Origin of the sequence: Pseudophaeobacter sp. 1A16562 (assembly GCF_041008785.1) — a bacterium.
Taxonomy (GTDB): domain Bacteria; phylum Pseudomonadota; class Alphaproteobacteria; order Rhodobacterales; family Rhodobacteraceae; genus Phycobacter; species Phycobacter gallaeciensis_A.
In genome coordinates this window covers 56,427-77,127 of sequence record NZ_JAXGFT010000012.1, presented here as the reverse complement: position 1 = coordinate 77,127, position 20,701 = coordinate 56,427, and the positions used below count along the sequence as shown (strand labels likewise).

General features: G+C 59.8%; 18 protein-coding genes. 13 read left to right on the top strand and 5 right to left on the bottom strand.

The window, feature by feature from the left end; all coding sequences use genetic code 11:
* Positions 1-4 precede the first annotated feature (4 nt).
* The 7 genes from rseP (at position 5) to lpxB (ending at position 8,185) form a co-directional block, all read left to right on the top strand.
* The gene (gene rseP / locus SM764_RS16630) at positions 5-1,354 is read left to right on the top strand and encodes an RIP metalloprotease RseP (protein ID WP_369002253.1); all 1,350 of its coding nucleotides are present in this window, start codon (positions 5-7) and stop codon (positions 1,352-1,354) included.
* A 429-nt stretch (positions 1,355-1,783) separates the two neighbouring features.
* Positions 1,784-4,189 (top strand): outer membrane protein assembly factor BamA, encoded by a 2,406-nt coding sequence (bamA, locus tag SM764_RS16625; RefSeq protein WP_065273430.1) that lies wholly within the window; start codon positions 1,784-1,786, stop codon positions 4,187-4,189.
* Positions 4,190-4,193: 4 nt separating this feature from the next.
* Complete coding sequence (locus tag SM764_RS16620; protein ID WP_490363084.1) at positions 4,194-4,880, top strand: OmpH/Skp family outer membrane protein; 687 nt, start codon at positions 4,194-4,196, stop codon at positions 4,878-4,880.
* 99 nt (positions 4,881-4,979) lie between these two features.
* The gene (fabZ, locus tag SM764_RS16615; protein ID WP_369002252.1) at positions 4,980-5,444 is read left to right on the top strand and encodes a 3-hydroxyacyl-ACP dehydratase FabZ; all 465 of its coding nucleotides are present in this window, start codon (positions 4,980-4,982) and stop codon (positions 5,442-5,444) included.
* Positions 5,445-5,449: 5 nt separating this feature from the next.
* Positions 5,450-6,235: an acyl-ACP--UDP-N-acetylglucosamine O-acyltransferase gene (gene lpxA / locus SM764_RS16610; protein ID WP_065273433.1), complete on the top strand. Its 786-nt coding sequence runs from the start codon at positions 5,450-5,452 to the stop codon at positions 6,233-6,235.
* Between the two features lie 4 nt (positions 6,236-6,239).
* On the top strand, positions 6,240-7,031 hold the full coding sequence (locus tag SM764_RS16605) for an LpxI family protein (protein ID WP_369002251.1): 792 nt from the start codon (positions 6,240-6,242) through the stop codon (positions 7,029-7,031).
* Positions 7,028-8,185, top strand: a complete 1,158-nt coding sequence (gene lpxB / locus SM764_RS16600; RefSeq protein ID WP_369002250.1) for a lipid-A-disaccharide synthase — start codon at positions 7,028-7,030, stop codon at positions 8,183-8,185. The genes SM764_RS16605 and lpxB overlap by 4 nt, the downstream gene beginning before the upstream one ends.
* Here lpxB and mnmA read toward each other — a convergent pair.
* On the bottom strand, positions 8,182-9,327 hold the full coding sequence (mnmA, locus tag SM764_RS16595) for a tRNA 2-thiouridine(34) synthase MnmA (RefSeq protein ID WP_369002249.1): 1,146 nt from the start codon (positions 9,325-9,327) through the stop codon (positions 8,182-8,184). The two genes, lpxB and mnmA, sit on opposite strands and share 4 nt — an antisense overlap.
* A 147-nt stretch (positions 9,328-9,474) precedes the next feature.
* On the opposite strand from mnmA, the gene sciP reads away from it, so the two are divergent.
* From sciP to SM764_RS16570, 5 genes are all read left to right on the top strand, one after another.
* Positions 9,475-9,753: a CtrA inhibitor SciP gene (gene sciP, locus SM764_RS16590; protein WP_065273437.1), complete on the top strand. Its 279-nt coding sequence runs from the start codon at positions 9,475-9,477 to the stop codon at positions 9,751-9,753.
* Between the two features lie 172 nt (positions 9,754-9,925).
* Positions 9,926-10,651, top strand: coding sequence for a response regulator transcription factor CtrA (gene ctrA / locus SM764_RS16585; protein ID WP_065273438.1), 726 nt, complete (start codon positions 9,926-9,928; stop codon positions 10,649-10,651).
* A 292-nt stretch (positions 10,652-10,943) separates the two neighbouring features.
* Positions 10,944-13,196 carry an NAD-dependent DNA ligase LigA gene (gene ligA / locus SM764_RS16580; protein WP_369002248.1) on the top strand — a complete coding sequence of 751 codons (2,253 nt, stop codon included), beginning with the start codon at positions 10,944-10,946 and terminating at the stop codon, positions 13,194-13,196.
* A complete protein-coding gene (gene recG / locus SM764_RS16575; RefSeq protein WP_369002247.1) occupies positions 13,193-15,283 on the top strand; it encodes an ATP-dependent DNA helicase RecG in 2,091 nt (696 codons plus the stop codon). The genes ligA and recG overlap by 4 nt, the downstream gene beginning before the upstream one ends.
* A gap of 150 nt (positions 15,284-15,433) precedes the next feature.
* Positions 15,434-15,556: a hypothetical protein gene (locus SM764_RS16570; RefSeq protein WP_274831152.1), complete on the top strand. Its 123-nt coding sequence runs from the start codon at positions 15,434-15,436 to the stop codon at positions 15,554-15,556.
* A 256-nt stretch (positions 15,557-15,812) separates the two neighbouring features.
* On the opposite strand, the gene SM764_RS16565 is transcribed toward SM764_RS16570, so the two are convergent.
* Positions 15,813-17,219, bottom strand: a complete 1,407-nt coding sequence (locus tag SM764_RS16565; RefSeq protein ID WP_369002246.1) for a methyl-accepting chemotaxis protein — start codon at positions 17,217-17,219, stop codon at positions 15,813-15,815.
* A 59-nt stretch (positions 17,220-17,278) separates the two neighbouring features.
* Entirely contained in the window at positions 17,279-17,731 is a 453-nt protein-coding gene (locus SM764_RS16560) for an iron-sulfur cluster assembly scaffold protein (protein WP_274828013.1), read from the bottom strand.
* A 58-nt stretch (positions 17,732-17,789) separates the two neighbouring features.
* On the opposite strand from SM764_RS16560, the gene hisI reads away from it, so the two are divergent.
* A complete protein-coding gene (gene hisI, locus SM764_RS16555) occupies positions 17,790-18,185 on the top strand; it encodes a phosphoribosyl-AMP cyclohydrolase (protein ID WP_368946668.1) in 396 nt (131 codons plus the stop codon).
* Positions 18,186-18,191: 6 nt separating this feature from the next.
* Here hisI and gluQRS read toward each other — a convergent pair whose 3' ends face one another.
* Positions 18,192-19,034 (bottom strand): tRNA glutamyl-Q(34) synthetase GluQRS, encoded by an 843-nt coding sequence (gene gluQRS / locus SM764_RS16550; protein ID WP_369002245.1) that lies wholly within the window; start codon positions 19,032-19,034, stop codon positions 18,192-18,194.
* Positions 19,035-19,049: 15 nt separating this feature from the next.
* Positions 19,050-20,393, bottom strand: coding sequence for a methylenetetrahydrofolate--tRNA-(uracil(54)-C(5))-methyltransferase (FADH(2)-oxidizing) TrmFO (trmFO, locus tag SM764_RS16545; protein WP_369002244.1), 1,344 nt, complete (start codon positions 20,391-20,393; stop codon positions 19,050-19,052).
* Between the last annotated feature and the right edge of the window lie 308 nt (positions 20,394-20,701).

The window sequence follows — 20,701 nt, the reverse complement described above, 5'->3', positions numbered from 1 at the left end:
GAACTTGGATATCGTGACCCTACTCCCGCAGTTTGGCGGCTTTCTCTACACCATCGGCAGTTTTGTTGTCGCGCTTTCGGTGATCGTCGCGGTGCATGAATACGGCCACTACATCGTTGGCCGGTGGTCCGGAATCCATGCGGAGGTTTTTTCGCTGGGCTTTGGCCCGGTGTTGTTCAGCCGCGTCGACAAGCGTGGCACCCGCTGGCAGATCGCGCTGTTGCCCTTTGGGGGATATGTGAAATTCCTTGGCGATGCAGATGCGGCTTCGGGCAAGGACAGCGCCGCGATGGAGGCGGCGGCCAATGATCCGACGCGCCTGCGCCAGACCATGCACGGTGCCCCGCTTTGGGCGCGTAGCGCTACGGTTGCTGCCGGACCGGTGTTCAATTTTGTGATGTCAGTGATCATTTTCTCGGTTCTGGCGATGACGCAGGGAACCCTGCGGGATCCGCTGGCTATCGGCACCTTGGTGCCGCTGCCCGGCATCGAAAACCAACTGCGCGAAGGCGACGAATTGGTCGCAATCGAGGGCGTTGCCATCCCGGACGAGGCCGGAGCCATGTCCTGGGGGGAATTCCGCGACCAACTGCCGATGGTGCAGCCGATGGAGTATCAGGTGCGCCGGGATGGTCAGCTGGTCTCGGTTCAGGGCCCGTTCCTGTCGCCGCCGCATGTGCGGGCCGTTGCGCCGCGCAGCGCTGCATCGGATGCTGGGCTTCAGGCCGGAGATGTCATCACGGGGGTCGACGGAGAGCCGATTTTTGCCTTCGATCAGCTTAAGCAGACCGTAGAACAGGCCGATGGCCGCGTACTGCTGTTGGATGTCTGGCGACAAGGGCAGGAGTTGGAGCTTGCGCTGGCACCGCGTCGCACGGATGAGCCGCAGCCCGACGGAAGTTTCGCGACCCGTTGGCGGATTGGTGTGGTCGGCGGTCAGGCCTTTGAGCCCGCAACCGAAGTGGGCGGCGTCGGCGAATCCCTGGTAGCAGGGGCGTCGCAGGTTTGGTCAGTGATCGACATGTCGATTTCGGGCCTGACGCATATGATTACCGGCGCCATCAGCACCTGCAATCTATCAGGGCCCATCGGGATCGCGGAAACCTCGAGCGCAATGGCAAGCCAGGGCGCGGTCAGCTTCATCCGCTTCATCGCGGTTCTGTCGACGGCTGTTGGCCTCCTGAACCTCTTCCCGGTGCCAGCGCTGGATGGGGGGCATCTGGTGTTCTACGCCTATGAGGCGGTCACAGGGCGTCCGCCCAGTGATGGAGCCATGCGCATCCTGATGACCCTTGGCATTGCGATGATTCTGTCGTTGATGGTCTTTGCACTCGGCAACGATCTTTTCTGTTAAAATTTAACACACTTGTTGTGGCGCCCGCCTCCGGGAAGGGGGCAGGTGCCCAACTGTCGCCATATTCCCGCATTAACCCTTTCTCAATCTGCTACGCTCGCAGCGCAGCCTTGCGCGCGGCATCGACTGGGGAAAGGAAGTCACCATGCACGCTCTGATGAGAACGGACAATGGCCTGGGTCTTTTGATGCGCCTGAATTGGGATCGCGCACTGTCGGTCGTGACGATTTTTCTCGCTCTGACTGCAGGTGCCTGGTTCGGATCCCTTTGAAACCATGGGGATGCGGCGTTTGCACCGCGCAACGCGTCGGTCACCCGTGCTCAGTCTGTGCGCATCTTCATGCCCCGGAGTGATTTCTTAGTTTTGACAACGGTCAGTAAACCCGGTACGCACAGTTAAAAGCTGCTTAAAAAATCGGATTATGACTGATGGTTCGGGGGAAGGTCGTGGGTACATCCTGCGGTGTGCGCACAAAACGCACCAATATACTGTATAGAAGCGTATCGAGCGCCGTATTGGCTGTTGCCTTGGGATTTGTCCTGACGCCCAGTTTCGCATCGGCGCAAAGCTACCAGTTCAATTCGGTCCGGGTGGAGGGCAATCAGCGCATCCAATCGGATACGATCGTGTCCTATGCGGCGCTGGAACGGGGAAAACCGGTCAGCGCTGGCCAGTTGAACGACGCGTATCAGCGTATTCTTGACAGCGGTGTTTTTGAAACCGTTGAGCTGGTGCCAAGCGGCAACTCTCTGATCATCAAGGTCACCGAGTTCCCGACGATTAACCAGATCAATTTTGAAGGTAACCGGCGGATCAAGGATGACAAGCTGGCCGAGCTGATCGAATCCGCGCCGCGCCGCGTGTTTCGCGCTGCGCAGGCCGAACGGGACGCCGAGACCATTGCTGCAGCCTATGGGGCGCAGGGACGTTTGGCCTCGCGTGTAACGCCGCGCATCATCCGCCGTAGCGACAATCGCGTCGATCTGGTGTTCGAGATTGCCGAAGGCGACACCATCGAAGTCGAGCGCGTTTCGTTTGTCGGAAACAAGGTCTATTCGGATCGGCGTCTGCGCCGGGTTCTGGAAACCAAGCAGGCTGGTCTCTTGCGGACCTTCATCAACAAGGACACGCTGATCGAGGACCGCCTGCAGTTTGACCGGCAGGTGTTGCGCGATTTCTACCTGTCGCGTGGCTATGTGGATTTTCGGGTCAACAGCACCAACGCCGAAGTGACTCGGGAGCGTGACGCCGTCTATCTGGTCGTCGATGTTACCGAAGGTCAGCAGTTCGAGTTCGGCAATATCTCGGTGACCAGCGAAATCGCTGAGGCCGATGCTGACCTCTACCGCTCTGCGTTGAAAGTCAAACCGGGCGTGACCTATTCGCCGCTGATTGTTGAACGTTCCATCGAGATGCTGGAAACGCTGGCAACGCGTCAGGGGATTGATTTCCTGCGCGTTGAGCCGCGGGTGACCCGCAACGACCGCGATCTGACGCTGGATGTTGAATTCGCGATGGTGCGCGGGCCGCGTGTCTTCGTCGAACGCATCGATATCGAAGGCAACACGACAACGCTGGACCGGGTGATCCGCCAGAAGTTCCGCTCGGTCGAAGGCGACCCCTTCAATCCGCGTGAAATCCGGGATGCCGCAGAACGGATTCGTGCGCTTGGCTTCTTTGCCAAATCAGACGTGGACGTCCGGGAAGGCAGCTCCGAAAGCCAGGTGATCGTAGATGTGAACGTCGAAGAGCAACCGACCGGTTCGTTGAGCCTTGGCGGCGCATACTCTGTCAACGACGGCTTTGGGGTTAACGTTGGCCTGACCGAGAACAACTTCCTGGGCCGCGGTCAACGCCTGTCTTTCTCGATCGCGACTGCTCAGGAATCGGAAGAGTACGTTCTTGGCTTTACCGAGCCGCATCTGCTGGGACGCGATCTGAAATTCGATTTGGACCTTGGTGTGTCCGAAACCGATTCTAGCTATGCGGAGTATGACACCTCCCGCGCGTTCTTCCGTCCGGCGCTGACCTTCAATGTGACCGAAGATACCACTCTGGAAGTGCGCTATACTTGGGCCGACAGTGAGATGATCCGCCGCGATGACGTGAGCTTTGTCGGAGGGACCTACCCTGTGGCGGGCCCTGTGATAAGAAGTGAGATCAATCAAGGCAGCAAAACGTCCAGCTCCCTTGGGTTCACATATTCCTATGACAGCCGTCTGACCGGTCTCGACCCCAATATCGGTTTCACCATGCAGGTGGGCGCTGATTATGCCGGACTTGGCGGGGATAGCGAATACCTCAGAACCACGGCCAAGCTGGTCGCACAGCGCAAGATCCTCAACGAGGAAGTCACGCTTCGGGCGACTTTGGAAACTGGCTCGCTGCACTGGATGGGCGACGATTACAGCCGCTCGATTGACCGTTTTGTTCTGACCCCCAGCGTTATGCGAGGGTTCGAACCCGGCGGGATCGGGCCTCGGGATACTGCGCCGCGGGCTGATGGCGGAAGTTACGACGATTTCCTCGGCGGCAACGTCTATGCCGTTGCACGTTTTGATGCCGAATTCCCGCTGGGCCTGCCTGAGGAACTGGGGCTACGCGGTGGTCTTTTCTACGATGTCGGCAACCTTTGGGGCCTGCAGGACGTGGACACACCGGCCAGCGGTGGTTTCGTCGTCGGCCGTAACGGCTCTTTCCGGCACGTGGTCGGCTTTTCGGTCCTCTGGACCACGGCCTTTGGCCCGTTGCGGTTCAACTTTTCCAATGCGGTCAAGAAAGAAGACTTTGACAAGGAACAAAGTTTCGATCTGACCTTGCAGGCCCGGTTCTGACCCGGTGATGCAGGCAAGGCCGACGCGTATAAAAACGAGGGCGCCGACCGGCTGGTCGGCGCCCCTTTATCTGGCGCGCCGGGCGCTCGTTATGGGCCTAGCGCTGTGCCTGCCTTTGACCGCTGGAACAGCGTTGGCCCAGTCAACGGCTATTGGAACACCCGCGCCTTTCAATCTGTCTCTCGGCCAGGAAATGCAGATTGGCGCGCCGCAAAGTGGCATTCTGACGATTCAGCCCGACCGTCTCTTCTCCGAAAGCGCCTTTGGCCAGCGTGTCACGCGTGAGCTGGAAGCCGAAGGTGCCGTGCTCACCGCCGAGAACCGCCGTATCGAAGCAGAGCTGCGCGCCGAAGAGCAGGACCTGACTCAGCGGCGGCCCTCTATGGAGCCCGAGGCGTTTCGCACGCTTGCGGATGCCTTTGACAAAAAGGTGCAGGAGACCCGGCGCACGCAGGATCAGAAACTGCGCGAGATCACTCAAATGGGCGAAACAGCCCGCCGGGAGTTCTTTGTTGCCTCTTTGCCCATCCTTCAGGGGATCATGCGTGACAGCGGCGCCGGTGCCATTCTGGATAACTCTTCGGTTTTCCTCAGCTCTGAGGCCGCGGATGTGACGGATCTTGCGATCACGCGCATCGATGCCGTTCTGGGAGACGGGGCAGACCTTGAAAGCCAGTCGTCTGACCAGTGAAACAGGTCTGACCGGTGCCTGACATCGGCGCGGTGCGCTTGCCCAGACCGTTCCCGCTTGGTAGTGACGCAGGACATATAAAAAAACGGGATACCCGCCATGACCGCCGATCTGAAAAGTGCCGATATTCACCTGATCCAGCGCATTCTGCCGCATCGTTACCCGTTCCTGCTGGTCGACAAAGTGATCGAAATCGACGGATACACCTCGGCGCATGGGATCAAGAACGTCACCATGAACGAACCGCATTTTCAGGGCCACTTCCCCGGCACGCCGATCATGCCGGGCGTGACCATCGTCGAGGCGATGGCGCAAACCGCCGGCGTCATGCTGGGTGTCGGAATGGATATGGTCGATACCGACCTGCTGATCTACTTCATGAATATCGATAAGTGCAAATTCCGCCGCAAGGTGATCCCGGGCGACGTCCTGAACATGCATGTCGAAACCCTACGCGGGAAGAAAGGTGGCAAGATCTTCAAGTTCAAGGGCGTTGCCTCGGTCGATGGGGAAACCGCTGCCGAGGCTGAATTCTCGGCCATGGTCGACATTCAGAAGGATTGATCGCGATGAGCCAGATCCATCCGTCGGCGGTGATCGAACCGGGCGCCACCATTGGTGAGGGCTGCGAAATCGGCCCGTTCTGCATGGTCGGCGCTGACGTCACCCTTGGCGAAAGGGTGGTTCTGAAATCCCATGTGGTGGTCACCGGCGAAACCGAGATCGGCGCAGAGACGACGGTGTTCTCCTTCGCAGTGATCGGTGAGATTCCGCAGGATCTGAAGTTCAAGGGAGAGAAAAGCCGGACCGTGATCGGTGCGCGCAACCGGATCCGTGAACATGTGACCATCAATGCCGGTACCGAAGGTGGCGGCGGGGTGACCCGGATCGGCGATGACGGCTTGTTCATGGCCGGTTGCCACATTGCCCATGACGCGCAGATCGGGGATCGGGTGATCGTGGTCAATTCTGCCGCCGTCGCAGGTCATTGCGTGATCGAGGATGATGTGATCATCGGTGGTCTTTCGGGTATCCACCAATGGGTGCGTATTGGGCGCGGCGCTATCATCGGCGCGGTGACCATGGTCACAAATGATGTGATCCCCTACGGACTGGTACAGGCCCCGCGCGGAGAGCTGGACGGGCTTAACCTTGTCGGCCTGAAACGCCGCGGTGTGTCGCGGGCAGATATTACCGCCCTGCGCGCCGCCTTCCAGATGCTGGCACAGGGGGAGGGCACCTTTCAGGAACGCGCCCGGCGCCTTGGTGAGGAAACCGACAGCGCTTATGTGCAGGAAATCATCGCCTTTATCACCGGTGCAAGCGACCGGTCGTTTTTGACACCTGGGGGATGATCGCATGATCGCTCTGATCGCGGGGCGCGGTGCGCTGCCGCTTGAAATCTGTAATCGCCTGTCCGAACGGCCGCTGGTCTGCGCCATGGCGGGGTCCGAGCCGGATACGCTTGATCCGGAAATCACCTTTCGGCTGGAACAGTTGGGCAGTTTCCTCGCCCGGCTGACGTCCGCAGGCGTAACGGAGATTTGCCTGGCGGGGGGCGTGTCGCGCCCGGCCATTGATCCTGCGGCCATCGATGCCGAAACCCTGCCGATGGTGCCGGTGTTGCAGGCTGCACTTGGCGCCGGGGATGACGGCGCATTGCGGGCGATCATGGAACTTTTTGAGTCAGCAGGTTTTGCGGTACGGGCTGCGCATGATGTGGCGCCTGACCTTTTGATGCAGCCAGGGGTGCCGACCCGTATTCAGCCAGGTGAGCTCGACAAGGCAGACGCAGCCAGGGGAACAGAGATCGTTGCCGCGATGAGCGCTGCGGACATTGGCCAGTCCTGCGCGGTGCGGGCGCGGCAAGCGGTTGCGGTGGAAACGGTCTTTGGCACCGACTGGATGCTGGAAACCTTGATCCGCCGTCCGGACGGGCAGGGCGGAGTGATGGTCAAAGCGCCGAAGACAGGACAGGACCGGCGCGCCGATCTGCCTACCATTGGCCCTGCGACGGTGGAAAAGGCCGCAGCAGCCGGTCTGTCCGGTATCGTGCTGGAGGCCGGAGGCGTGATCGTGCTGGAGCAGGAGGCGGTGATTGCCACCTGTGACCGTCTGGGCCTGTTCCTGTGGCTGCGCGACGCGGCATGAGCCTCCGGGTCTTTATCCTGGCCGGGGAGCCTTCGGGGGATCGGCTGGGCGCGGCCCTGATGGAGGGGCTGAAAACGCTAGCGGCCGATGTTTCATTTGAAGGGATTGGCGGTACCCTGATGGCTGAGCAGGGGCTGCAGTCCCGGTTTCCGATGGACGAGCTGTCCGTCATGGGCCTGGCCGAGGTTCTGCCGAAATACCGCCATCTGAAACGCCGTATCCGTGAAACCGCTGATGCTGTGATCGCCATGCGCCCTGATGTGTTGATCACCATCGACAGCCCGGATTTCTCGCTGCGCGTGGCGCGGCTGGTGAAACAGGGCAGCGACATCCGTACCGTGCATTACGTGGCACCGTCCGTCTGGGCCTGGCGGCCGGGCCGGGCGCAGAAGATGGCCACCTGCATCGATCACGTGCTGGCGCTGCTGCCGTTCGAGCCGCCTTATATGGAAGCTGCCGGGATGGACTGCGATTTTGTCGGCCATCCCGTAGTAGCAGAGCCAAAGGCGACGGCAGAAGAGATCGCCGCGTTGCGCCAGACCTGTGACCTTGGCGATGCGCCGATCCTATTGGCCCTGCCGGGATCACGACGGTCAGAGGTGGGGCGCTTGGCGCCCGTCTTTGGCGCGGCGCTGGGGGATTTCGCGGCGGCCTATCCCGAATACCGATTCGTGGTGCCGACCGCCGGTCCGGTGGCTGAATTGGTGCGCGAGCACGCCAAAGATTGGCCACAGGGCACTGTGTTGCTCGACCCGACCGGTCTTGACCCGGCTGTTGCCGAGGCGCGCAAACGAGCGGCCTTTGCCGCGGCGGATCTGGCGCTTGCAGCTTCGGGCACCGTGTCGCTGGAGCTAGCCGCCGCGCGCACGCCCATGGTGATCGCCTATCGCTTCCAATGGCTGACCTGGCAGATCATGAAGCGCATGGCCCTGATTGATACGGTCACACTCGTCAATCTGGTGAGCGAGACCCGCGTCGTGCCGGAATGCCTTGGGCCAGATTGCACCCCGTCGCGGATCGCCGGGGCGCTGGCAGATGTCCGTGCCAACCCTGAGGCGCAGCAGGACGCCATGGGGCTCACCATGGAGCGTCTGGGCGAGGGCGGGGAGGCTCCGGGCCTGCGCGCCGCCCGCGCGGTTCTGGCGCGCCTTTAGTAGCCGCGCCAGATCCAGCCGCCTCCAAAGATGCGGCTACTTTCGGTGTCATAGAAAACGCAGGCCTGTCCGGGCGATACGCCTTCTTCGGGCGTCAGGAGCTCAACCTCGGCCGTGGTTTCGGACAATGGACGGATAATCGCCTCACGCGGGGGGCGGGTCGAGCGGACCTTCACCGCGACGTGCCATTCCTTCTGGCTGGTAAAGGGTTCGTCGCCCAGCCAGTTGATTTCCCGCACGGGTACGATTCGGGTGGCCAGCAATTCCTTGGGGCCGACGACCACCTGTTTCTTGTCCACATCAAGCCGCACCACATAGAGCGGCTCGCTGAGGCCGCCGATTCCCAGGCCGCGGCGCTGGCCGATGGTATAGTGAATCACCCCGGTGTGCTGACCCAGAACGCGTCCGTCCGCATGAACGATCTCGCCCGGATCGGCCGCACCCGGGCGCAGCTTCTCGATCACGCTCGCATAGTTGCCATCGGGTACGAAACAGATGTCCTGACTGTCGGGTTTGTCGGCCACTGCCAGCCCATAGCGGGAGGCCATCTCGCGGGTGGCATCCTTGGAGGGCAGATGCCCTAGCGGAAAGCGCAGATAATCCAGCTGTTCCGGCGTTGTTGAAAAAAGGAAATAGCTCTGATCCCGGTTAGCATCCTCGGCCGAATGCAGCTCGGGGCCGTTGGGGCCCATCTTGCGCTGGATATAGTGACCCGTCGCCATGCAATCGGCCTCCAGATCCTTTGCGGTCTCCAGAAGATCCTTGAATTTGACCCGTTCATTGCAGCGGATGCAGGGCACTGGCGTTGCCCCGGCCAGATAGCTGTCGGCAAACTCATCGATAACCGCATCCTTAAAAATGTTCTCATAGTCGAGAACATAGTGCGGGAATCCGCGCTCTTCGGCGACTCGCCGCGCATCGTGAATGTCGATCCCAGCGCAGCAGGCGCCCTTTTTGGCCAGGGCCGCGCCGTGGTCGTAAAGCTGCAGCGTGACGCCCACCACATCATAGCCCTGATCGGCCAAATATGCAGCAACAACAGAGCTGTCGACGCCGCCGGACATGGCAACAACCACCCGCGTTTCCGAGGGCGGTTTGGCAAAGCCAAGCGAATTCAGCGGGCCGTCGGTATCCAGCGCCATAGGGCGACTCCTTAGTTCAAGGGAAAGGCGTTGCAGAATATAGGAAAATCCTAACGACTCTCAAGTGTGTGGTTCACGCGCCATTAAGGACAATGGGGGAAACCTGCTCACGAAGCTAATTACGCAGATCCTCACAAGGATAAAGCAATGTTCTTGAAAAAAGTAGATGGACCACGGGCTGTGACCTTGCCGGACGGCTCCGTTATGACCCGTGCAGACCTTCCGCCCAAAACGACAAAACGCTGGGTTGCCTCGCGCAAGGCCTCGGTGGTGAGGGGCGTTCTTTATGGATTGCTGCCACAAGGGGAAGCACTGCGTCTTTATGGTCTCAGTGAAGAAGAATTCCGCAGCTGGGTTGCTGCGGTTGCCGATCACGGCGAAGAAGCGTTGAAAACCACCCAATTGAAGAAATTTCGTAAGCCTTAGTGCTTAATACTAACCTTTTGCTCCGCCTACCCAGTGCCATTTTGTGCTAAAACAACACCGAACGGTTGATTTGATGTTGAGTTTTAACGATCATGGTAACGGGGCATTAACTATTTTCCAGCAAGGTTAACAGCGACCTGAGGGAAACAGGATACAGGCGGAGAAAACGAACATGCGCATTCTTCTTGTTGAGGATGATCCTACAACTGCAAAAAGCATTGAGTTGATGCTGACCCATGCCAACCTGAACGTCTATACGACGGATCTGGGCGAGGAAGGCATCGATCTGGCGAAGCTTTACGATTACGATCTGATCCTTTTGGATCTGGGACTGCCGGACATGAACGGGCACGAAGTGCTGCGCCAATTGCGCATGGCACGTATTGAGACGCCCATTCTCATCCTGTCTGGTGCCGATGATACAGACAATAAAATCAAAGGCTTCGGTTTCGGCGCTGATGATTACCTGACCAAGCCGTTCCATCGTGAGGAACTGGTGGCACGGATCCACGCGATCATTCGCCGCTCCAAAGGTCACTCCCAGTCGATCATTAAGACGGGCAAGATCTCGGTTAATCTGGATGCAAAAACCGTTGAGGTTGACGGCAAGGCCGTTCACCTGACCGGCAAAGAATACCAGATGCTGGAATTGCTCAGCCTGCGGAAAGGGACCACCCTGACCAAGGAAATGTTCCTGAACCATCTTTATGGCGGGATGGACGAGCCCGAACTGAAAATCATCGACGTTTTCATCTGCAAGCTGAGAAAGAAACTCAGCACTGCAACAGGCGGTGAAAACTACATCGAAACGGTCTGGGGCCGGGGCTATGTGCTGCGTGATCCGCAGGACGATCAACTCGGTGGCGGTGCCGAACAACGGATGGCAGTCGGCGCCTGATCGGCGACCCATTCGATTTGTAACTCTTTTTTGGGGGCAGATATCTGCCCTCAATCATAATGGCATGTGCTGTTAACTAAAGGCATGTGTCGTTAACCATGTGGCTGCGCCATTTACCATGTGCGCACCATGCCAATTTTGATTTTCGTGAGTAAGGTTCTGTACGGGCCTTGGCTCAACCCGCTGCGGCGGGATTTTTTGTGTTTGATGGGACGCCAAAGCCCTCTTGCTTCTCTGGACGTGGCAGGTTCTGCGGCCTATCACCTAGTCTGAAGCAAGACGGGGCAAACGCGTGACACAAAGCCAAGACAGCGATCCGAAGAGTCTTTCAAAAGAGGACGCCCGCCAGGAATTCCTGGCTTTGCAGGAGAAACTGCAAACCGCCGATCTTGCGTATCACCAGGAAGATGCGCCGATCATTTCGGACGCTGAATACGATGCGGCGAAGCGGCGGTATGTTGCTTTGACGGAAGCATTTCCGGCGTTGAAGGACGAGGCGTCTCAGCTTGAGGCCGTAGGGGCGCCCGCGGCCTCTGGCTTTGGCAAGGTGGCGCATAGCGTGCCGATGTTGTCACTGGGAAATGCATTTGAAGACAGTGATGTAGACGATTTTGCCCGCAGTATCCGAAAATACCTGGGTCAGTCCGAGGATACTCCGCTCAGCTTTACCGCCGAGCCAAAAATCGATGGTCTGTCTCTTTCTCTGCGCTATGAAAACGGTGTGCTGATACAGGCTGCCACCCGCGGTGATGGATCGGTGGGCGAGAACGTCACCGAAAACGCCCGCACCATCGCCGATATTCCGCAGCAGATCGTAGATGCGCCCGCAGTGCTGGAGGTGCGCGGCGAAGTCTACATGAGCCATGAGGCTTTTGCCGCCCTGAACGCCCGGCAGGAAGAACGCGGCGGCAAGACATTTGCCAACCCGCGCAACGCGGCGGCAGGGTCCTTGCGTCAACTGGATCCGGAAATTACCCGCTCCCGTCCATTGCAATTCTTTGCCTATAGCTGGGGCGAGCTCTCTGAACCTCTTGCGGAAACGCAGTTCAAGGCGATGAAACGATTGGAAAGCTTTGGCTTTACCATCAATCCCCTGACCAGGCTGTGCCCCACTGTGGACGAGATGATTGCGCATTACCGGAGCATCGAGGAACAGCGGGCCACACTGGGCTACGATATCGACGGTGTCGTTTACAAGGTGAATGACATGGCGCTGCAGGCGCGGCTGGGGTTCCGCTCCACCACGCCACGCTGGGCAATTGCGCATAAGTTTCCGGCTGAACTGGCCTGGACCCGGCTGGAAGCTATCGACATTCAGGTTGGCCGCACCGGTGCGCTCAGTCCCGTTGCGCGACTGACCCCGGTGACCGTGGGCGGGGTGGTTGTCTCGAACGCAACCCTGCACAACGAGGATTACATTCGCGGGCTAGACTCCAAGGGCGAAGAAATCCGTGGCGGCAAGGACATCCGCATCGGCGACTGGGTACAGATCTATCGCGCTGGTGATGTGATCCCCAAGGTGGCGGATGTGGACCTCGCCAAACGTCCCGTGGGGGCAGAGCCGTATGCCTTCCCGCATATCTGCCCGGAATGCGGATCCGATGCGATCAGGGAAGAGGGCGACGCTGTGCGCCGCTGCACCGGTGGCCTTATCTGTCCCGCGCAGGCTGTTGAAAAAATGAAACATTTCGTCTCTCGCGCGGCCTTTGATATTGATGGGCTGGGCAACAAGCAGGTCGAACAATTCTACGGCGACGAATGGATCCGCGAACCGGCTGATATCTTTACCCTGCGGGACCGCTTTGGCTCTGGCATGCAGCAGCTGAAAAACCGCGAAGGCTGGGGCGAAAAATCGGCCACCAACCTGTTTGATGCCATTGATGAGAAACGACAGATCCCACTGGCCAAGTTCATCTTTGCCCTTGGTATTCGCCACGTCGGCGAGGTCGGTGGCCGCGATCTGGCGCTGCATTACGGCGGTTGGGATGAACTGGTTTCGGCGCTTGATACCGCGCGTCCGGCGGCGCTAGCGCATCGGGCGGCGGATGAGGCGGAAGAGGCCGAACGCATCGCCGCCGCCGAGGAAGGGCGCCGCGCCCGGATCTCCGATACCCGTGCCGCTGCGGTCAGCGCCTGCGACGTGCCCGAGGCAGCGCAGGCGGCCTGGGACGATCTGGTCGGCGCCGACGGGATAGGACCTATTCTGGCCCTGTCTCTGTCCGACGCGCTCGCCAACCCTGAGGAACGCGCCGCGATTGACCGGTTGACCGCGCATCTGACTATCATCGCCCCGGATGCACCCGCCGCCGAAAGCCCGGTGTCCGGCAAAACGGTGGTATTTACCGGAACGCTGGAAAAGATGACAAGGGCCGAGGCCAAGGCGCGGGCTGAGGCACTGGGGGCAAAGGTCTCCGGCTCGGTCTCCAAGAAAACCGATATCCTTGTGGCGGGGCCCGGGGCCGGTTCCAAGGCAACCAAGGCGGCAGATCTTGGGATCAAGGTTCTGGATGAAGACAGTTGGCTGGAGCTGATAGAACAGTCATGAGCGGGCGTCCCGAGATCCTGTTTCCCCTGTTTTCAGGGCTGGAGAAACTGCCAGGGATTGGGCCGAAGACGGCCCAAAATCTGGAGCATATCCATATAGAAACGCCGCGTGACCTGTTGTTTTCATTGCCATACTCGGTACAGGATCGCCGTCGTCGCGATACGGTTTCCGGGTTGGAGCTGCCGACCGTTGCCACGGTTGAGGTTACCATCGGCGGCCATAGGCCGCCGCGCAATCGCGGGGGCGCCTACCGTATTACGGTGACGGATGCGGAGACGGATTTTCAGTTGGTGTTCTTTCACGGACGCAGCCGTTATCTGGAGGCGCAATGCCCCGAGGGATCGCGCCGTCTGGTGTCGGGCAAGCTGGAGCTGTTCGACGGTATCGCGCAGATGGTGCATCCCGATCACATGGTGCCACTGGCCGAAGCCGCGACGATTCCCGAGTTCGAGCCAGTCTATCACCTGACCCATGGGGTATCGCAGAAAACCATGTTCAAGGCGCTGCGCGGCGCATTGGATCTGGCGCCGGAACTGCCCGAATGGATCGACCCCGAGCAAGTCAAACGCGAAGCCTGGCCTTCATGGGACGAGGCGATCACCACGGCGCATGAGCCACAAGGGCAGGAGGATCTCGCCCCTGACGCTCCGGCACGGGCGCGCCTGGCCTATGATGAGCTGTTCGCGCATCAGCTGACGCTGGCGATTGCCCGCCAATCGGAGCGCAAATCCCGTGGCATCCAGAGTCAGGCCACCGGGCGTTTGCAATCCCGTGTCCTGTCGGCGCTACCTTATCGCCCCACGGGGGCGCAAACCCGAGCGATTGAGGAAATCTCCGCCGATATGGCCTCGGACAGGCGGATGAACCGGCTGCTGCAGGGCGATGTGGGCGCGGGCAAGACGCTGGTGGCGCTGATGGCGCTTCTGGTTGCGGTTGAGGCAGGCGGGCAGGGTGTGATGATGGCCCCGACCAGCATCCTTGCGCAGCAGCATTACGACGGGCTGCGCCCCCTGGCCGAAGAAGCAGGCGTGGTTCTGGAACTGCTGACCGGCCGCGACAAGGGCGCCGAGCGCAAGGCCAAGCTTGCAGCGCTGCAGCGAGGTGATATCCAGATCCTGGTCGGGACGCATGCAGTGTTCCAGCAGGATGTTCATTTTGCAGATTTGCGGTTGGCCATCGTGGATGAACAGCATCGGTTTGGCGTTCGTCAACGTATGGAACTGGCAGAAAAGGGCATGGGCGCCGATGTTCTGGTGATGACCGCGACTCCCATTCCGCGCTCACTGGCTCTGGCGCAGTACGGGGATATGGATGTTTCGGTGCTGGATGAGAAACCCCCGGGCCGCAAGCCGGTCAAGACGGCTGTGATCAGCACGGAACGGACCGAGGAGATTGTCAGCCACCTGCGCCACGCCATTGAGGAAGGGCGGCAGTGCTACTGGGTGTGCCCCTTGGTTGGCGAATCCGAGGTCATGGACCTGACCGCTGCAGAAGAACGGTTCAAGCTCTTGCGCGCCGCCCTTGGCGAAGGCGTGGTGGGTCTCGTGCATGGGCAGATGCCGGTTGGGGAAAAAGATGCGGCCATGGCCGCCTTTCAAAACGGTGAGACCAAGGTTCTGGTGGCGACCACGGTGATCGAGGTGGGCGTCAACGTGCCCAATGCCTCGATCATGGTGATCGAACGGGCCGAAATCTTTGGCCTCGCACAGTTGCACCAGCTGCGGGGGCGGGTCGGCCGTGGCAGCGCCGAATCCACCTGCCTGTTGATGTACCAGCCACCGCTGAGTGAGGGAGGCCGTCGGCGGCTGGAGGTGCTGCGCGAAACCGAGGATGGCTTTCGCATTTCCGAAACCGATCTGGAGATGCGCGGTGCCGGTGACATGATTGGCACAGCCCAATCCGGCCTTCCACGGTTCAGGATTGCCGATCTGGAACGGCAGGCACCATTGATGGCCGTAGCGCAGAGCGATGCGCGTGCGCTGCTGGCCAAAGACCCCGATCTTACCGGCCCCCGGGGGCAGGCCGCACGCGTCCTGCTGTGGTTGATGAAGCAGGACCAGGCGTTCCGTTTAATTTCAGTGGGTTAACCTGTTTCGTTCCTGCTGAAACCGGTTTTGTTCCAAAAAGTTCGCAAATGTTCCCATAAAGTTCTTTACATGCTGTTCGTAAAATGAGAACAAAGAGGAAACAAGAGCGCGCCCAAGCGCAAACACAGCGAACAGACCGGAGGAACGATAATGATTGCACAGTTGAAAACGACCCTTCAAAACGCCCAATCCACCCTGCTGCAGGACGCGATTGGTGCGGGCGCCCTTACGGTCATGCTGGTGGCGGCGCTGCACCTTCCGGGATCTTTCTAAGCCTGAGACAATCCTGAATTCGATCTTGGCTCTTCATGGTGGTCGCACTGCATCCTGTCCCGAACCGATGAGGGGAACACCTGCCTGTACCCATCCCCGTCCGGCCTTGCCTGATTGCCGGAAAGCGTGACCCGTCCCGCATGAAGAACCAGAGTTGCCGCCACCATCTGCCCGGATGTGTGGCGGCTTTTTTTATTGCGTAAATATATAGTTGCGCGGGGTTTTCGTCTGTTTCGGGGATCCGTGTAATTGGGCTTCAGGTCGTAAAGGCCATCCGCAGACCACCCCAATGGCGACCGCCCACGGTAATGGGCGCCGACAGGTCCTTCATCATGACGAAGTCGCCGCCGCCCATGTCGCGCCGGTAAACCTGCATCAGGAAGGGACCTGTGTTGCGTCCGGCCTTGAGCCCGACGCGATCATCGAAAATCCGCCGGTTGCGGCAGTTGGCCATGTTCCAGTCAGGATCTGCGCTTTGCGGTTTGGAAAATTTTTTGTTGTGGGTCGGGAGGTATCCGTTGACGTCCACTGCTGCGGAAAAGACCACGCGCGGATCCAGATCCAGGGCGGCCTCCAGCAGCGGCGGCAGGACGCTGTCGGTGAACTTGGTGAAACGGGTCATGACCTGTGTCGGATTGGTGTTGGGGATTGGAACATAGGTCCGGTCGAACAGATCTGCCTGCGAAATCCGGCTGCTGGTCAGGCCCTCCTCGAATAGCCTGCCAATCTGGGCCGCCATGTCGGTGACAAATGCGATGAACATCTTGTCCCCGGATTGGCCGCCAAGAGCGACCGTGCCCTGAACAAGACGTTCAGAGGAAAGAATAAGATTTTCAACACGGTGGTGGGTCTTTTGAATGTCGTCAGTGGTGTCCTGAACAGAATGCTTGATCCGGTTGATGTTGGGAAAACACGCCTCCATCGCGTCGCGCACGGTCGTGGCATCGGTCAGAATCCGGCCGGTTTCGCTGTTCACGTTCTGGGCGTCTTTTTCAATGCCAGCCAGCGACGCGTCGGTGTCTCGGGCGCGGTCGAGGATTTGTTTGGCGGACTGGGACATCGTCTCAGTCTCTTCGTCCAGAGTCCGGATCCAGCTGTAAAGCGTTTCGATATTTGTGCTGATCTCCCGTGCCGCGCGTTGGGTGCGTTTGGACAGATCATTGATCGCCTCTGCAACGACCGCAAATCCCCGCCCGGCATCGCCTGCGCGCCCCGCTTCGATCTTGGCATTGATGGCCAGAATGTTCACCTGCGCCGCGATCGAAGTGATGATCTCGTTGTCCTTGCGCATAGCGTCGACGGTGTTGCTGACGTCCTCGGTCCGGCTGTTGAGATCCTGCACCCATTCGGCAACCTCCTGGCTGCGGCCGCTGCTTTCGCGGACGAGGGCTACGGACTCTCTGGCTGACTCCAGCGTTTTCTGGGTTGATAGAGAGACGGCCCCCACGGTCTCCATGACCTGCGCATTCGATCTGACAACCCGCTCGGCGCCTCGGTCCAATTGGTCAAGATCTTCAAGTTGGGTTTTGGATTTACTCTCGATCGTGTCCAGAAACCCGGCAATGTCGACGATTTCAAAACCGAGCTGGGAAGAGATTTCGGCAAGATCGTTCAGATTGGAGTCCGCAACTGATGGCGCCTGAGTGTCTTGTTTTTGCAGCATTTAGGGACCCGTTTACTCGTTCACAGTCAACAAGTAGCCCAAGTGTTATAAAATTATCGTTAAGTACACTCTTCCTTAGCAACTTGCTGAAGCGCCTCATGTGTCGCATCCAGCGCCAGCATGATCGAAGCATGGCGATTCTTGAACTCACGGGCGGGCACCAATACCTCAAGTTCGTCAAAGGGGGCTTGCGGCGGTTCGGCACCTTCGGTCAGCATCGCTTTCAGCTGGTTGCGGGCCTTTTCCACCGTCTCCAGCGAGCAGCCGATAATGTGATCCGCGACAACCGATGCCGCGGCTTGCCCCAGGGCGCAGGCTTTCACGTCCTGGCCGAAATCGGTGATCTTGCCATCCTCGACCTTCAGATCGACGGTCACCGTCGACCCGCAGAGAGGCGAGCGTTTTTTCACTGTGACATCAGGATCTTCCAGACGCTCCAAATGCGGAATATCCGCCGCAAGGGCCAGAATGCGGGAAGAATAGAGTTTGATCAGATCGGTTTCGCTGGACATGCGGGCCTCGGGGTTTCCCTTGGGTGGAGTTCCTCATACATAGGGAGCGAAGCTTCAGATGCAAAAGGTTTTTGCCATGTCCAGCGCGACCACACAGTCCTTTGATCCCGCAAGCCTGCGTTACGACGCAAACGGCCTGATCCCCTGTATCGCGCAGGACCACGACAGCAAAGAGGTGCTGATGATGGCCTGGATGAACGCCGAAAGCGTTGCACGCACGCTTGAGACGGGCAAGGTAACCTATTGGTCGCGTTCGCGGCAGTCGTTCTGGGTCAAGGGTGAAAGCTCGGGCCACGTGCAGGAGCTGGTGGATCTGCGACTGGATTGTGACCGGGATTGCTTGCTTGCTGTCGTGCGCCAGACCGGACCGGCCTGCCACACCAACCGGCGCAGCTGTTTCTATACCGCTGTGCGGGAAGGGGAAGAGGTCGAACTGATGGCGCCCATGGTCTGAGGCAGCTCAGCCAAGGCCGACCATGCGGCGGATGTCCTGCGGTGTTGCGCCCTCGGCGCGGTATTTTGCGATGGCTCGGGCATCGTCGCGTTTGGCGAGGCGCTTGCCTGCCTCGTCACGGATCAGGCGGTGATGGTGGTAGATGGGGACGGGCAGCTCCAGTAGCGTCAGTAGCAGGACCTGTAGCTGGGTGAAGTCGAACAGATCCTCGCCCCGTACCACATGGGTGATCTCCTGATGCACGTCGTCCAGCGCCGAGGCCAGGAAATAGGCGATGATCTCTTCGCCTTTACGGGACAGAACGACATCGCCGATTTCCTTTCGGGCGCGCTCAGGATCCAGATGGTGTGTGCCGTTATGCGCCGCGCCGGTTTCCTCAAACACCACGTTCTGGCCTTTGAGGCGGGAAAGCGCGCGGTCAAGATGCAGCCGCAGCGCATCACCCGGTTTGCGATCCGACATGGGGCGGTTCTTGCAGGTGCCGGGATAGACGTCGTGGCTGACACCCTCCTGCGGTGCGGAGAGGGCGGCGCGGATATCTGCACGGCTGCAGGAGCAGGGGTATAAAAGCCCCATTCTTTCAAAGGTTTCGAGGTATTTGCTATAGTCGTTCAGATGCTCTGACTGGCGCAGAATAGGCTCGTCCCAGCGAAGGCCCAGCCAGGTCAGATCTTCCATAATGGCCGCGTCCCATTCCGGTTTCGACCGTTGCAGGTCGGTGTCCTCCATGCGCAGCAGGAAGGCGCCTCCGGCGGCGCGGGCCATGTCATGAGCAATGATCGCGGAATAGGCATGGCCCAGGTGCAGCGGGCCGGTGGGCGAGGGCGCAAAACGGGTGCGAAATGTCATTGCGCCCCTCGCGGTTCAGGAAAACTGCTGCAGCCATTCGGTCCAGGCGGCTTTGGCCCGGTCAGTATAGGCCTTGTAGCGGTCCTTGCGGCCCCGACGCCCGCCTTTCAGCCCATCCACCGGGCGGAACAGGCCAAAGTTCACGTTCATCGGCTGGAACGTCTTGGCCTCGGCGCCGCCGGTGATGTGATGGATCAGCGCGCCCATGGCGCTGTCCTGAGGCACATCGGTCAGGGGCTTGCCCAGGATCTCCGCAGCGGCCAGACGACCGGCAAGCAGGCCCATGGCGGCGCTTTCCACGTAGCCTTCGACGCCGGTAATCTGCCCGGCAAAGCGGATATTGGGCCGCGATTTCATGCGCATCTGGCTGTCCAGAAGGGTCGGAGAGTTGAGGAAGGTATTGCGGTGGATACCGCCAAGCCGAGCGAAACTGGCATTCTCCAGCCCCGGAATCATCCGGAAAACCTCGGTCTGGGCGCCGTATTTCATCTTGGTCTGGAAGCCGACGATGTTGAACAGCGTCCCCAAAGCATTGTCGCGCCGTAGCTGCACCACGGCGTGGGCCTTGACCTCGGGCTGATGCGGGTTGGTCAGGCCGACGGGTTTCATGGGCCCATGGCGCAGGGTCTCGCGGCCCCGTTCGGCCATCACCTCGATCGGCAGGCAGCCGTCGAAATAGCCAGCGGTCTCGCCCTCGTGGAACTCGGTCTTGTCGGCGGCCAGCAGCGCATCAATGAAGGCCTCGTACTGGTCCTTGTCCATCGGGCAGTTGAGGTAAGCGGTGCGCTCCTCCTCGGTTTCGCCCTTGTCATAGCGCGACTGCATCCAGGCCTTGGACATGTCGATGCTCTCGGCATAGACGATGGGCGCGATGGCATCGAAGAACGCCAACGCCTCGGCGCCGGTTTCGGCCTGGATCGCCTTGCCCAGATCGGGGGAGGTCAGCGGGCCGGTTGCGAAGATCCACTGACCTTCGGTGGGAAGCTCTGTGATTTCTTCATAAGAAACAGAGACATTCGGCAGGCTCTTAAGCTGCGCGGTCACGGTTTCGGCAAAGGGTTCCCGGTCCACCGCCAGGGCGCCGCCTGCGGGCAGGCGATGCTTATCCGCCGTGGTCATGATCAGACCCTTGGCGGCGCGCATTTCCCAATGCAGCAGGCCGACGGCATTCTGTTCATCGTCATCGGACCGGAAGGAGTTGGAGCAGACCATCTCACCCAGGTTGCCGGTCTGGTGGGCAAAGGTTTCGACCTTGGGCCGCATCTCGTGCAGCACGACCTTTACGCCCATGTTCGCCGCCTGCCAGGCAGCTTCGGACCCGGCCATGCCGCCGCCCACGATATGCAATTCTTGTGTCATGAAGTGCCACATAGGGCAGGGATGGCCATTGCGCAATATGACATGCGCCGGGGGCAGCGATGGCGCGCAATGCAAGGGGGCCGACAACGCACCCGTTTGCTGATCATTGGAACCGGTATTGTGCAGGGGAGAATTTTGGGGCCACTGCGGCGGGAATGTCGACCGGGGAGAGAGACCCGGTTGGAGGGACCTTCCGACGCAGCGGCCCAAAATTGTGACCGGTCTGTGACCGGTGCCCAACCTTTGCCATTATCCTGCCTTTATTGAAAGACCGGATATGGAAACAATATCTGGTCAATCGTAAACAA

Excerpts from the sequence above, each read along its gene's own strand:
- gluQRS (WP_369002245.1), bottom strand. The coding sequence starts at position 19,034 with ATGACATTTCGCACCCGTTTTGCGCCCTCGCCCACCGGCCCGCTGCAC.
- trmFO (WP_369002244.1), bottom strand. The coding sequence starts at position 20,393 with ATGACACAAGAATTGCATATCGTGGGCGGCGGCATGGCCGGGTCCGAA.
- hisI (WP_368946668.1), top strand. The coding sequence starts at position 17,790 with ATGCAAAAGGTTTTTGCCATGTCCAGCGCGACCACACAGTCCTTTGAT.
- lpxB (WP_369002250.1), top strand. The coding sequence starts at position 7,028 with ATGAGCCTCCGGGTCTTTATCCTGGCCGGGGAGCCTTCGGGGGATCGG.
- ctrA (WP_065273438.1), top strand. The coding sequence starts at position 9,926 with ATGCGCATTCTTCTTGTTGAGGATGATCCTACAACTGCAAAAAGCATT.
- SM764_RS16560 (WP_274828013.1), bottom strand. The coding sequence starts at position 17,731 with ATGTCCAGCGAAACCGATCTGATCAAACTCTATTCTTCCCGCATTCTG.
- recG (WP_369002247.1), top strand. The coding sequence starts at position 13,193 with ATGAGCGGGCGTCCCGAGATCCTGTTTCCCCTGTTTTCAGGGCTGGAG.
- mnmA (WP_369002249.1), bottom strand. The coding sequence starts at position 9,327 with ATGGCGCTGGATACCGACGGCCCGCTGAATTCGCTTGGCTTTGCCAAA.
- lpxA (WP_065273433.1), top strand. The coding sequence starts at position 5,450 with ATGAGCCAGATCCATCCGTCGGCGGTGATCGAACCGGGCGCCACCATT.
- bamA (WP_065273430.1), top strand. The coding sequence starts at position 1,784 with ATGGTTCGGGGGAAGGTCGTGGGTACATCCTGCGGTGTGCGCACAAAA.
- SM764_RS16570 (WP_274831152.1), top strand. The coding sequence starts at position 15,434 with ATGATTGCACAGTTGAAAACGACCCTTCAAAACGCCCAATCCACCCTG.
- sciP (WP_065273437.1), top strand. The coding sequence starts at position 9,475 with ATGTTCTTGAAAAAAGTAGATGGACCACGGGCTGTGACCTTGCCGGAC.
- fabZ (WP_369002252.1), top strand. The coding sequence starts at position 4,980 with ATGACCGCCGATCTGAAAAGTGCCGATATTCACCTGATCCAGCGCATT.
- SM764_RS16565 (WP_369002246.1), bottom strand. The coding sequence starts at position 17,219 with ATGCTGCAAAAACAAGACACTCAGGCGCCATCAGTTGCGGACTCCAAT.
- SM764_RS16605 (WP_369002251.1), top strand. The coding sequence starts at position 6,240 with ATGATCGCTCTGATCGCGGGGCGCGGTGCGCTGCCGCTTGAAATCTGT.